At 58.9% G+C, this 11,765-nt stretch carries 11 protein-coding genes; 4 read left to right on the top strand and 7 right to left on the bottom strand.

Annotated features, from left to right (window positions below):
- Positions 1-23 precede the first annotated feature (23 nt).
- Positions 24-692 (bottom strand): ribonuclease T, encoded by a 669-nt coding sequence (gene rnt, locus LL947_RS07695; protein WP_290822799.1) that lies wholly within the window; start codon positions 690-692, stop codon positions 24-26.
- Positions 693-909: 217 nt separating this feature from the next.
- Here rnt and LL947_RS07690 point away from each other — a divergent pair, with 217 nt between their 5' ends.
- From LL947_RS07690 to LL947_RS07680, 3 genes are read left to right on the top strand one after another with little or no spacing between them, the layout of a single operon-like run.
- The gene (locus tag LL947_RS07690) at positions 910-2,130 is read left to right on the top strand and encodes an argininosuccinate synthase (RefSeq protein ID WP_290822800.1); all 1,221 of its coding nucleotides are present in this window, start codon (positions 910-912) and stop codon (positions 2,128-2,130) included.
- 57 nt (positions 2,131-2,187) lie between these two features.
- Positions 2,188-2,523 (top strand): HlyU family transcriptional regulator, encoded by a 336-nt coding sequence (locus LL947_RS07685; protein ID WP_290822802.1) that lies wholly within the window; start codon positions 2,188-2,190, stop codon positions 2,521-2,523.
- Between the two features lie 8 nt (positions 2,524-2,531).
- Positions 2,532-3,683: a DUF294 nucleotidyltransferase-like domain-containing protein gene (locus LL947_RS07680; RefSeq protein ID WP_499832846.1), complete on the top strand. Its 1,152-nt coding sequence runs from the start codon at positions 2,532-2,534 to the stop codon at positions 3,681-3,683.
- Between the two features lies 1 nt (position 3,684).
- On the opposite strand, the gene LL947_RS07675 is transcribed toward LL947_RS07680, so the two are convergent.
- The 4 genes from LL947_RS07675 to LL947_RS07660 are packed head-to-tail and all read right to left on the bottom strand — an operon-like array spanning position 3,685 to position 9,052.
- On the bottom strand, positions 3,685-6,420 hold the full coding sequence (locus tag LL947_RS07675) for an ATP-binding protein (protein ID WP_499832845.1): 2,736 nt from the start codon (positions 6,418-6,420) through the stop codon (positions 3,685-3,687).
- Positions 6,421-6,423: 3 nt separating this feature from the next.
- Positions 6,424-6,624: a hypothetical protein gene (locus LL947_RS07670; protein WP_290822808.1), complete on the bottom strand. Its 201-nt coding sequence runs from the start codon at positions 6,622-6,624 to the stop codon at positions 6,424-6,426.
- The gene (locus tag LL947_RS07665) at positions 6,624-8,681 is read right to left on the bottom strand and encodes a 3'-5' exonuclease (protein WP_290822809.1); all 2,058 of its coding nucleotides are present in this window, start codon (positions 8,679-8,681) and stop codon (positions 6,624-6,626) included. The genes LL947_RS07670 and LL947_RS07665 overlap by 1 nt, the downstream gene beginning before the upstream one ends.
- Positions 8,678-9,052, bottom strand: coding sequence for a response regulator transcription factor (locus LL947_RS07660; protein WP_290822811.1), 375 nt, complete (start codon positions 9,050-9,052; stop codon positions 8,678-8,680). Before LL947_RS07660 ends, LL947_RS07665 begins: the two co-directional genes overlap by 4 nt.
- A 189-nt stretch (positions 9,053-9,241) precedes the next feature.
- Between LL947_RS07660 and LL947_RS07655 the strand changes: the two genes are divergently transcribed.
- The gene (locus tag LL947_RS07655; protein ID WP_499832844.1) at positions 9,242-10,336 is read left to right on the top strand and encodes a tRNA-queuosine alpha-mannosyltransferase domain-containing protein; all 1,095 of its coding nucleotides are present in this window, start codon (positions 9,242-9,244) and stop codon (positions 10,334-10,336) included.
- 4 nt (positions 10,337-10,340) lie between these two features.
- Here LL947_RS07655 and nth read toward each other — a convergent pair whose 3' ends face one another.
- Positions 10,341-10,982 (bottom strand): endonuclease III, encoded by a 642-nt coding sequence (nth, locus tag LL947_RS07650; protein WP_404413331.1) that lies wholly within the window; start codon positions 10,980-10,982, stop codon positions 10,341-10,343.
- Positions 10,972-11,760, bottom strand: a complete 789-nt coding sequence (gene rsxB / locus LL947_RS07645) for an electron transport complex subunit RsxB (protein ID WP_499832843.1) — start codon at positions 11,758-11,760, stop codon at positions 10,972-10,974. Before rsxB ends, nth begins: the two co-directional genes overlap by 11 nt.
- Positions 11,761-11,765 lie beyond the last annotated feature (5 nt).

Genomic DNA, 11,765 nt, shown 5'->3' with positions numbered 1-11,765 from the left:
ATCCGCTCGATACGGCTGGCTTATTACTCGTTGTCATCCATGGCCTGTTCGCGCACGGCCAACTGCCAGCCGCCCAGGTCCTTGTAGCGATTGACCATGGCACAGAACAGTTCAGCCGTGCGTTCGGTATCGTAACGGGCCGAGTGCGCCGCCTTGTTGTCGAACTCGATCCCGGCAGCGCGGCAGGCGCGGGCCAGCACTGTCTGACCATAGACCAGACCGGCAAGGGTCGCCGTGTCAAAGCTGGAAAAGGGATGAAAGGGGTTACGCTTGATGCCGCTACGGTTGGCCGCCGCATTCAGAAAGCCGTGGTCAAAGGCTGCATTGTGCCCGACCAGTATCGCTCTTGTGCAACCATGTGCCTTGATCGCCTTGCGGATGGGGCGAAAAATTTCCCCCAGGGCTTCTTCTTCAGACAAGGCAACCTGACGGCGCAACGGGTCATCCAGGCGAATGCCGGTAAAATCCAGTGCCGACTGTTCGACATTGGCTCCTTCAAACGGATGGAGGTGGTAGGCATAAGTAGCGTCAGGCAGCAGATTACCTTCCGGATCCATGGTCAGGGTAACGGCCGCAATCTCCAGCACCGCATCGCGTTCGGCGTTGAACCCACCGGTTTCCAGGTCCACTACAACCGGTAGATAACTGCGAAAACGCTGGGCCATCAAGTCGCGGGCAATTGCCTCGCTCATGCAGCTCTCCTTGGTAGCGAGTCAGTGGTGCTCAGTGCCACTGATAAATGGGTGATCAATTAGGTCATTGAGTGGCATGATTCTACCAGCTTTCATTGTCCGTCGTCGCTGGCTGGGTGTTCGTTGACAGCCCAGAGCGCTATACTCTGTGTTTTGAAAGCCATATCAGGACGCTGCGCGTCTATCAGCGAGTTCTTTTATCAGCTAGGAGTCAAGAATGTCCGATGTCAAAAAGGTGGTTCTGGCCTATTCAGGCGGCCTGGATACCTCTGTAATTGTCAAGTGGTTACAAGAAACCTACCACTGCGAGGTAGTGACCTTTACCGCCGACATCGGTCAAGGTGAAGAAGTCGAGCCTGCCCGTACCAAGGCGCAGGCGCTGGGTGTGAAAGAAATCTATATCGAGGACCTGCGCGAAGAGTTTGTTCGCGACTATGTCTTCCCCATGTTCCGTGCCAACACGATCTACGAAGGTGAATACCTGCTGGGCACGTCCATCGCGCGCCCGCTGATTGCCAAGCGGCTGATCGAAATTGCCAACGAAACCGGCGCCGATGCCATTTCCCACGGTGCAACCGGTAAAGGTAATGATCAGGTGCGTTTCGAGCTGGGCGGCTATGCACTCAAACCGGGCGTCAAGGTCATAGCGCCCTGGCGCGAGTGGGATCTCACTTCCCGTGAAAAGCTGATGGCCTACTGTGAAGAGCATGACATCCCGGTCGATTTCTCCGGCAAGAAGAAAAAATCGCCGTACTCCATGGATGCCAATCTGCTGCATATCTCCTATGAAGGTGGCATTCTGGAAGACCCCTGGGCCGAGGCTGAGGAAGACATGTGGCGCTGGAGTGTGTCCCCTGAGGCCGCCCCCGAGACACCCACCTACATCGAACTGACGTTTGATCAGGGCGATATCGTGGCGATTGACGGCCAGGCCATGAAGCCTCATGAAGTGCTGGAAACTCTCAACAGGATGGGTGGCGATAACGGTATTGGCCGTCTGGACATCGTTGAGAACCGCTACGTTGGCATGAAGTCGCGAGGCTGTTACGAAACACCGGGGGGCAGCATCATGCTGCGCGCCCACCGTGCGATAGAATCGCTGACCCTGGACCGTGAAGAAGCGCACCTGAAAGATCAGCTGATGCCCAAATACGCCGAAGTGATCTATAACGGCTACTGGTGGAGTCCAGAGCGTCGCATGCTGCAGGCGGCCATTGACGAGACCCAGAAAAATGTCAATGGTGTGGTTCGCATGAAACTCTACAAGGGCAATGCCATTGTGGTCGGCCGCAAGTCGGACGCGTCGCTGTTCGATGAATCGATTGCCACCTTTGAAGACGATGCGGGCGCCTATGACCAGAAGGATGCGGAAGGCTTCATCAAGCTGAATGCCTTGCGCCTGCGGATTGCGGCCGGTAAGGGCCGTCAGCAGAGCTAACCATCCCATGTGTGCGGCAGCATTGAGCTGCCGCTGCTTGCCATTCAAGGAGTCGGTATGCTGAAAAAGCTGCTTTCAGGCCTGTTCAGTGCAGGTGAGGGTGACGCCAACAGCCGGGCAAAAGCCGCCGAAGCGGTTGAATATGCAGGCTATCTGATTATATCCGAACCGGATATGCAGGGCGGCCAGTATCGGGTGAGCGGCGTGATTCAGCAGCGGCTTGACCAGGGTGAGCTGCGTGAACACCGTTTTGAACGTTCGGACATGCTGCCAAGCCGTGATGCCTGCGATGAGATGATGATCACCAAGGCCAAGCGGTATATCGAGGAAGTGGGTGACGCCATGTTTGAACCCGACCCCCGCCAACAGGCGGCGGGTGATTCGAGCGTCTGACGCACCTTATGCACTGGTTGCACCGTGCCTCGCCATGGCGCTGTCTTTTTGAGCCGCCATTTGAACCCGAGGTCGGTGAACAGCGCCTGACGGAGCCCCTGCGGCGTATCCTTTCGTCTGCTCCTGCAACGTTATCCTCGGCCCATGAGTGGCAACGCCAGTGGGTAGAGGTGCTGCTTCGTTACGACCTTCCCGCCTGGCGAATCAGCCAGCTGATCAGTGATTACAATGCCTGGCTATATCGTCGGGCCATTGATGAATCCCTTGAAGAAATGAACTGCCAGGGCTGGGGCCCTGAGCCTGCACGCTACTGTGTGCTGGTGCTGGGTTCAGGTGCCCGAGATGAAAGCCTGCTGGGCCCGGATCAGGACAACGCCCTGATCATTGAAGACTATCCGGATGCCCGTCAGCGAGACATCGATGCCTATTTCCAGGCGTTGGGGGATGGGTTTACCCGACGCCTGGATCAGGCCGGCATCCCGCTGTGTCAAGGCCACGTCATGGCTCGCTGGCCGATGTGGCGTAAGCGTCTGAGCGAGTGGCAGGCGCAGCTGGAACTCTGGACACAGGACAGGCAGGTCAAGCGGGTTCAGCAAACCAATATCCTGCTGGATTTCAGCCCAGTGCATGGTGAAACCTCGCTGGCCAATGATCTGGCCCTTTCAGTGACCCAGATAGTGCCCAGGCGAGCCCTGTTTATGGATGAAATGGCCGCCCTGCTGGATGAGTTACCGGTAGCGCTGAATCGCCGTGGGCGCTTGGCTAACACCTCTACCCGTGAGGGGCCTTTTGAGCAGGCGATTGACCTGAAGCACCAGGGCCTGATGCCGCTGGTAAGCGCGGTGCGTTTGTTGGCGGTGCATCAGGGGTGTAAGGAAGTATCAACCTGTCGCCGATTAATGGCCCTTGGAGTAGCACCTGATTGCCCGCTAACACCTGGGAAGGCTGAAACTGTACTGGCGACCTTTCAGCGCTTGCAGCAGTTGATGCTGGATCAGCAGTGTCACCAGCTGGCCATCGGACTGACGGCAGACAGCTGGCTGGATATTACCCGCCTGCGAGCGGACCAGGAATATATGCTGGTGTATGACCTGCAGGCGGTCCGGCGTTTTGTCAGCTGGGTGCAGGCTCAGGTGCGCAGCCGCCGCCGAGTTACCTGATCTAGTGAGCCTGTTCAGGCGCTTCGGGCAGTTCCATGATCAGGCAGGCGCCGCCCAGATTAGGGGCATCTTCCACCCATAGCCGCCCGCCCAGATGGGCCACAATGCCCCGGCTGATAGGAAGTCCCAGCCCGCTGCCCTTGGGTCTGCCGCGCGGTGCTTCTCCCTGTTCCTGAATCTGGTGAAATTTTTCGAAGACCCTTTCACGCTCGCCCTCGCTGATTCCTTTACCGTTATCCTCAACGCTCAGCCGATAATGGCGTTTGTGCCGGTAAAGACGCAGGCGCACTCTGGGATGATCGGCATCAGCAAATTTTCCGGCATTATCGAGCAGGTTGATGACGACCTGCTCCAGGCGATCAGGATCACCAATAATAGTGGCGGGTGCCACGTCAATGGCGCTATCCAAGGCGATACCACGTTTTTCCTGGAGACGGGAAATGGCATCCACGCTGCGCTGGGCCACCTGGGCCAGGTCAAGCGGCTTGGGGTCAAGTGTCAATCGGCCGCTTTCCAGCCGGGCAAGGTCAAGAATTTCCTCTATCAGCCGCGAAAGACGCTGGCTTTCGTGAACGATAACACCAAGAAAATGCTGGCGTTTCTGTTCAGTCAAGGTGTCACCGTCACGCAGTATCTCGGCAAAGGCGCGAATGGAGGTCAGCGGTGTGCGCAGTTCATGGCTGACCATGGCAACAAACTCATCCTTGAGGCGGTCAAGCTCGCGCAGACGCTCGTTGGCGCTGCGTAACTCCTCGCCAATGCGCGCCAGCTCAGCCGATTTCTGCTCCAGTCGGCGGTTATATTCCAGGGTTTGCGATGTGGTGTCGAGGATGCTCAGCAACCCTTCAAGATCCAGAGCCTCGCCGCGTACCACCGAATTGATCAGCACTCTGGCCGAGGCGCTGCCCAGTGAGCCCGCCAGTGCCTGTTCCGCACGGGTGACCAGGGCGTGAGAGGCAATCTGATCAGCAGCTTCCCGGGATTCAGCGATATCTGCAAATACCCGCTGGGTGGCCGCCGCACCCAGATAGCGTGCCAGCAGGTCTCGCAGTTCCCCCTGAGTGGTTTGCCCTCGCCACAGAGTCGTGCCCTGCAGGTTGGGGTGCATGGCTTCGGTAAACAGCGCCGCCTGGGTCTGTTCCAGCGGCGTGGGGCGGTTGAACAGTGACACGCCGGCCAGCAGGCCGACGTTGGCCAGCATGCTCCACAGCAGGGCATGGGTATAGATATCCCACTCCTGCAAGCCAAACAGCGCATAGGGCTTTAGCCATTCGATGCCCCAGGGCCCCTGCTCAACCAGTGCCATGTCCCACCAGCCAGACTGTGCGAAGCCGGGCAGCAGCAGGGTATACCCCCAGACCCCAAATCCGGCGAGCAACCCAAGGATGGCGCCCAGGCGTGAGGCGCCACGCCAGTAAAGGCCAATCAACAAGGCAGGCGCGAACTGAGCCACACCGGCAAAGGAGACCAGTCCGATGGTCACCAGGCTGTAGGCATCTCCCATCAAGGCATGATAAAGGTAGCCAAGTAACAGCAGCAGCACGATGGCGGCACGGCGAATGCCTAGCAACCAGCCCGCCAGTTGGCCCGGCTGGCTGGCGTGCAGAAACCTGAAACGCAGCAAGAGAGGCATGATCAACTGGTTACTGACCATGGTAGACAGGGCAATGGTTTCGACAATCACCATGCCGGTGGCGGCGGAGAGGCCGCCGATAAACACAAACAGCGGCAGGCCTTCGGCGCCCGCTGAAAGTGGCAGGGTCAGTACAAAGCTGTCCGGATCGCCGGCCACATCACCAAGCAGCAGACCTGCCAGCGCTATCGGCACCACAAACAGGTTGATCAACAAAAGGTAAAGAGGGAATAGCCAGCTGGCCCGGGTAAGGTGATGTTCATCGACGTTTTCCACTACCAGTACCTGAAACTGGCGGGGCAGGGTGATAAACGCCAGAAATGCCAGAATCAACATACCTACCCATCCGGTGGTGCCTCCGGGCACATGATTCAGGCCTAAAGTGTCTGTCAGCTCAGGTTGCAGCGCCACCTGCTGAAACAGGTCCTGTGGGCCCGCAAACAGCCCAAACACTACAAAGACGCCGACGCTCATGAAGGCGACCAGTTTGACCAGGGATTCCAGGGCAATGGCGGCGACCATGCCCTCATGGCGCTCACTGGCATCCAGGTGGCGGGTACCAAACAGGATGATAAACACTGCCAGTACCAGGGCGACCCACAGGGATTTATCCAGCCAGAACCCCTCAGTCGCCAGGCGGGCATCGGGCGAGTCGGGATAGTTGATCAGGACGGCATGACTGACCGTGATGGCCTTGAGCTGGAGGGCAATATAGGGGGTGATGGTAATCAACGCCATCAAGGCGACCAATGCCCCCAAACCAGAGCTCTTGCCGTAACGGGCGCTGATGAAGTCCGCGATGGAGGTGATACGCTGGCGAGCCGCAATGCGCACCATCTTGCGCAACAGGAAGGGAGCAGTCAGCATGGCCAGGGTGGGCCCCAGATAGATCAGCAGGAAGCTCGGTCCGTATTCCGCTGCCCGTCCAACGCTGCCGTAAAAGGTCCAGGCGGTACAGTAAACCGCAATTGACAGCGCATAGATGCTGGGTGAGCCAATGACCGTTCGGCCCTGTTCTGCGCGTTTGTCTCCCCAGGCGGCGACCACAAACAGCAGTGCCAGATAGCTGAAGGCGGCACCCAGGATGACCAGATCGGTACGCATGGGCTAGGGCGCCGAGCGTTCCATCAGCCAGGCGGTCAGCCCAATCACGCTGCCCCAGGCAGCAAACAGATACAGGGTCAGGCTGGCCCAACCGGGCAGACGGTCCACGGCGATCAATAGCGGCGGGCTGAACAGCACCACCATCAGCAGGGTCAGCGCCGCCAGGCGCTCATTACGTCGGGAAGCTTGGGTGAAGGGTTTCATCAGGCACTCCCATCCGCTTTGTCAAAAGCATTGGCCTGGAGGGCAAGCAGTTTTTCCAGGGTGTCAATGCCGCGGGCTTCCAGGCGCGGCAGCAGTGCCAGCCACAGCTCTGCTGTGACGCGGGCATCCCCCAAGGCGGTATGCCGGGTACCGGGGGGAAACGCCAGGTGATAGCGCCTGGCCAGGCTATCCAGGTCATGGCCGTCAATGGCTTCATCCAGTGCGCGGGAAATCAACAGGGTATCGAGGACTGGCACGTCAAAGTCGACGCCGTGGTGGCTGATCGCCAGCATATCGAAGGACGCATTATGGGCAAGCAGCACTGCATCGCCCAGGTACTGGCGGAAACGGTTGAGCACAATGTCCAGCGGGGGGGCGCCTGCCACGTCGGCATCGGTCAGCCCGTGTATGGCCGTACTGGCGGAGGGAATGGGGCGTTGCGGGTCGACCTTGCAATCAAAGGTCTCGCTGGCCAGCAGACGGGCATTCACTACCCGGCAGGCGCCGACGCTGATGACGGTGTCGCCGCGGCGCAGCTCCAGGCCGGTGGTTTCAGTATCGAAGGCAACCACTTCCAGGCTACGCAGGGCGCGATTGGCCAGTGCTTCATCCGGGGCAGGCAGGTCAGCAATCCCGAAATCGTGAAACTCCGGCCGTGGCGGCATCGCTTCACGGGGCGCGCCAACCCGCTCGGTGGCGGGCAGAGGCAAACGGATACGCGAATAGCCGCTGTCTTCATCCGCGAGGCTCCAGGTATCACTGGCATGTTGACGCAGGACATCGGCAACGGTGGGCGAAAGAGGCAGTACCTCGAGTTGCTGTCGGTGCCATTCGGCCAGTGCGCGCTCGGGCAGGGGGCTACCTTTCCAGATAAAGTCCAGATAGACCCGTTTATTGCCCAGGCAGACCTCACCTTCAAAACCGCTTTCGGGCAGATAGGCACTGAGATGCTGGATCAGCGAGGCCATCAGGGCAATCAGCGCCGGTGCATCGCCCTTGAACCAGGCGGGCATGCCAACCGGTGTGATCAGCCGGTGCTCGGGGTCAAGCCGTTCATCCAGGGCCTGCCAGAAGTCGTTCGACCACATGGGTGACAGCCGCTCACCCTGATGCTGCATGTCATCCAGCAACTGGCCGATACGCGCCACGTTGTCACCCAGGGTCTGGCCTTCTGACTGAATGACGCCTTCCAGGCGCTCGCAGAGTTCAACGCTGCGGTCGCCCTGCTGGCGAAGTTGAATAAGCGCATCAGCGGCACTGATAAGACTGGCGGTGTGCTGGCGCAGAGGGGTGAGCATGGCGGCCAGGTCGGCGCGCACCCCCATTTCGTTTGACCATGAGGCAGTCGCATCGGTGAAGGTCAGCAGGGTCTCGCCCTCGCTGCCAGGTACCCGGCGCAGGAGTATTTTCAGCCAGCGCTCAGCACAGGGGGCCAAGAGTTCACGTGGGGAGCCATCCTGAGGCAGCAGGGACATGGCCTGTTGCAGGCTGGGGCTGGGCACCAGGGACTCCAGTCGCTTGCCTAGCCCCAGGCCATCCTGGTCGTGGAAAAAGTCTTCGGCAGCCTGATTGAACAGCATGACACGGCGATGCTTGTCACACAGCAACAGCGGCGTTTCAAGCACCTGCAACAGGGTCTCCAGCTCCTGACGGATGCGCGCGGCACTGCGCGCGCCTTCAGTGTGAGCCGTTGCCAGGCGGCTGCGGTCAGCCTGCCAGCTTTCATGCACCCTGCGCAGATCCGGGCCAAGGCCTTTTAACCAACCCTCGGGCGGATGTTCATTACGCGCATCCGGGTTGGCGACCAGCCTGGCCAGCTGCACCTGGAGATGGCGCAGCGGGGTAAACAGCATCCGCTCCAGCAGAAGACCCACCAGAAAAATGGTGGCGCCACCGGAAAAGCTGCCCAGCCAGAGTACCCAGCGCTGCCAGCCCTGAGGAGCCAGCTGCGCATCCAGCAGAGCCGCAAAAATGGCGCCACCCAGGAAACTGATGCCGCTAAGCAACAGCCACAGGCCAATCAGGCGCTGGCGCTTGGGCAGCCCGCGCCGGTTCATGAATCCGCCTCACCCATTAACTGGCGGACTTTTTCAACCAGAGACTGGGTGGAAAAAGGTTTGGTGATGTAGTCATCCGCACCCATGGCCATTCCTTTCTCGCGTTCGACCTCACGACCATGGGCGGTCAGCATGATGATGGGCAAGTGTTCGGTTGCTTGCCGGGCGCGCAGTTGTTCCAGGACGTCAAAGCCACTGATACCCGGCAGGCTGATATCCAGCAGGATCAGGTCCGGTGTGGCGTTCTCCACGCACGCGAGGGCTTGCTCGCCGTCCTCTGCTGTCGTGACCGAGTAACCCGCCTGTTCCATCAGAAATTCCAGCGAAAGAACAATGTTGGGCTCGTCATCGACTACCAGGATATTGGCCATGTGACTCTCCCGAGGTACTGTGTGGCATTGTTATTGATGTTGGTGCTCCAGGCTTGGTTTATCGCCGTCTGACTCAAGTGTATGGGTAGCCTCAGTCAAGGCAAAGACGACCTTGGCCGAATGCTGCTAAAGTAGCTGTCGACCGGCTATGCTCAACCCATACATAAATCATCGAGGATAAATATCTCCATGCGTGCGTTATTGCTGTCTGCCTATTCCGCAGTCAGTCATCAATTCTGGGCAGAACAGGTAATGGCGCATGTTGAAGCCGACTGGACGACTCTTACCTTGCCGCCGCGCCATTTCAGCTGGCGAGTACGCGGTAACCCGCTGACCTGGGTGCTCAAGGAGCATGCAACCCTCAGTCAGCCCTACGACCTGTTACTGGCAACGTCGATGGTCGATCTTGCCACGCTGATTGGTCTTTATCCTGGCCTGGGCAGTGCCAGAAAGGTGGTGTACTTCCATGAAAACCAGTTTGCCTACCCTGAATCTGCTCAGCAGGTATCCTCGGTAGACGCCAAAATGGTTAACCTTTATTCCGCTTTGGCAGCGGATAAAGTGGTATTTAACAGCGCCTATAACCGGGATTCCTTTGTCGACGGCGTGCGCGCCTTTCTGAAAAAGATGCCTGAAAATCTGCCTGCCGCTGCGCACCTGGAAAGGCTGAGAAACAACGCCCATATTCTGCCCGTCCCTATTTTGCCTGCAACTGTTTTACCTACTTTTTTTATACCGTTATCTTGCGGCTTGCCCAGTAGCAACAGGCCAGCTCGCGTTATCTGGAACCACCGTTGGGAATACGATAAGAACCCAGAGGACTTTTTTACCGCGCTTTATACCTTGAGCGCAGAAGGCGTACCATTTGAACTGGCCGTGATGGGGCAACAGTTTCGGCAGTCGCCTGAGGTGTTTGAGCAGGCCCGGGAGCGGCTTGACGCGCATATCATTGCCTGGGGGCCGCAGCCAGACAGTGACTACAAAGCACTGCTCGGTGAAGGGGGAATTGTCGTGTCGACCACCTGGCATGAATTTCAGGGGCTGGCCATCATGGAAGCTGCTCAGCGCGGTGTATTGCCCCTGGTACCGGATCGGCTGTGCTTTCCGGAGCTCTATCCGCCCGAATATCGCTATGACGGTAGTGTTGAAGATTTACAGCGCAGATTGAAAACATGGCTGACGAACCCGACAGCACGCCCGCCGTTGCTTTCAACCGGTGGCTGGGAATGGCCCCAATGGCAGGCTGCCTACCAGCGCCTGCTAGGGCCTCTGTCGCAGCCATGATGAACTAGGCGTCCAGCGGAGTTTTTTCCTTGAATTCACACAGGTCTTCAATAATACAGCTCCCGCAGCGTGGTTTACGTGCCACGCAGGTATAGCGGCCGTGCAGGATGAGCCAGTGGTGCGCGTCCTGTTTGAATTCCCGTGGCACATGGCGAACCAGCTTCTTCTCGACCTCAACGACATCCTTACCCTTGGCAATGCCAGTGCGGTTGGATACCCGGAAAATATGTGTGTCAACTGCCATGGTCGGTTGGCCAAAAGCGGTATTGAGAATCACATTGGCGGTTTTACGTCCCACGCCGGGCAGGGTTTCCAGGGCCTTGCGTGTTCTGGGTACCTCACCACCATGCTGGTTGACCAGCAGGTGGCAGGTTTTCATCAGGTTTTCAGCCTTGGTGTTGTAAAGGCCAATGGTCTTGATATGTTCTTTCAGACCTTCAATGCCCAGATCAATGATTGCTTGCGGCGTATTGGCAACTGGAAATAGCCGCGCTGTGGCCTTGTTGACACCAACATCGGTGGCCTGGGCAGACAGCAGCACCGCTGCCAGCAGCTCAAAGGGCGATGACCAGTCAAGCTCGGTGGTAGGGTGGGGGTTTTCCGCCCGTAACCGAGCAAAGATCTGATAGCGTTTGTCAGCGTTCATACTGTTCCTTGGCAGTCTGCGCCAGCGCACGCCTGGCTTCATCCAGCATTCGCTGAGCATCAGGGAGCTGTGCCTGCGCGGTGGCCTCAGCCTTGGCATCCTCACGGCGTTGAGCACTTTCCAGTTGCTGCAGAACCCGCTTGAGGGCCTGCTCAGCCGCGTTGACTGCCATTTGCCGTTGACGCTGTTCGGTGGCGCCTGCGCCGCGCGATGCGCGTGAGCGAAGTTGAATACGGCGCTTCTGGCGCTCTCGGCGTTTCTGGCGCTGCTCGCGGGCCAGGCGCTGGTTACGGGCCATAAAGCGAGCCCGTCCCTTGGATGCACGGCGAGCCAGGTAGCTGTCCTGCTCAGCCGGGCTTTCTGCCGTTTGCCACTGAGGATGCGGGAGCAGATCAATGCAGTCTACCGGGCAGGGGGCCACGCAAAGCTCGCAGCCGGTGCATTCGTCATTGATTACCGTATGCATACGTTTTGACGCGCCGAGGATGGCATCCACCGGGCAGGTCTGGATGCACTTGGTGCAGCCGATGCACTCTGCCTCTCGGATATAAGCCACCAGGGGCGGTTGGGCAGGCTGCTCGAGAGGCAGCACAGGCCGGCCCGTCAGCTCGGCGAGACGCTCCACTGTGGCCTGGCCACCCGGCGGGCAGCGGTTGATTGCTTCGCCGGCGGCGATGGCTTCTGCATAAGGGCGGCACCCTGGCTGCCCGCATTTTCCGCACTGGGTCTGTGGCAGCAGGGCGTCAACGGCGTCGATGAGGGCACGCGTATCGGTCACCAATG

The sequence above is a fragment of the Halomonas sp. BLK-85 genome (assembly GCF_044792155.1).
Taxonomy (GTDB): Bacteria; Pseudomonadota; Gammaproteobacteria; order Pseudomonadales; family Halomonadaceae; genus Vreelandella.
Note: the sequence above shows the minus strand (reverse complement) of the source record. Positions and strands in the feature narration are given on the sequence as shown.

Excerpts from the sequence above, each read along its gene's own strand:
- LL947_RS07655 (WP_499832844.1), top strand. The coding sequence starts at position 9,242 with ATGCGTGCGTTATTGCTGTCTGCCTATTCCGCAGTCAGTCATCAATTC.
- nth (WP_404413331.1), bottom strand. The coding sequence starts at position 10,982 with ATGAACGCTGACAAACGCTATCAGATCTTTGCTCGGTTACGGGCGGAA.
- LL947_RS07660 (WP_290822811.1), bottom strand. The coding sequence starts at position 9,052 with ATGGCCAATATCCTGGTAGTCGATGACGAGCCCAACATTGTTCTTTCG.
- LL947_RS07685 (WP_290822802.1), top strand. The coding sequence starts at position 2,188 with ATGCTGAAAAAGCTGCTTTCAGGCCTGTTCAGTGCAGGTGAGGGTGAC.
- LL947_RS07670 (WP_290822808.1), bottom strand. The coding sequence starts at position 6,624 with ATGAAACCCTTCACCCAAGCTTCCCGACGTAATGAGCGCCTGGCGGCG.
- LL947_RS07690 (WP_290822800.1), top strand. The coding sequence starts at position 910 with ATGTCCGATGTCAAAAAGGTGGTTCTGGCCTATTCAGGCGGCCTGGAT.
- LL947_RS07675 (WP_499832845.1), bottom strand. The coding sequence starts at position 6,420 with ATGCGTACCGATCTGGTCATCCTGGGTGCCGCCTTCAGCTATCTGGCA.
- LL947_RS07680 (WP_499832846.1), top strand. The coding sequence starts at position 2,532 with ATGCACTGGTTGCACCGTGCCTCGCCATGGCGCTGTCTTTTTGAGCCG.
- LL947_RS07665 (WP_290822809.1), bottom strand. The coding sequence starts at position 8,681 with ATGAACCGGCGCGGGCTGCCCAAGCGCCAGCGCCTGATTGGCCTGTGG.
- rnt (WP_290822799.1), bottom strand. The coding sequence starts at position 692 with ATGAGCGAGGCAATTGCCCGCGACTTGATGGCCCAGCGTTTTCGCAGT.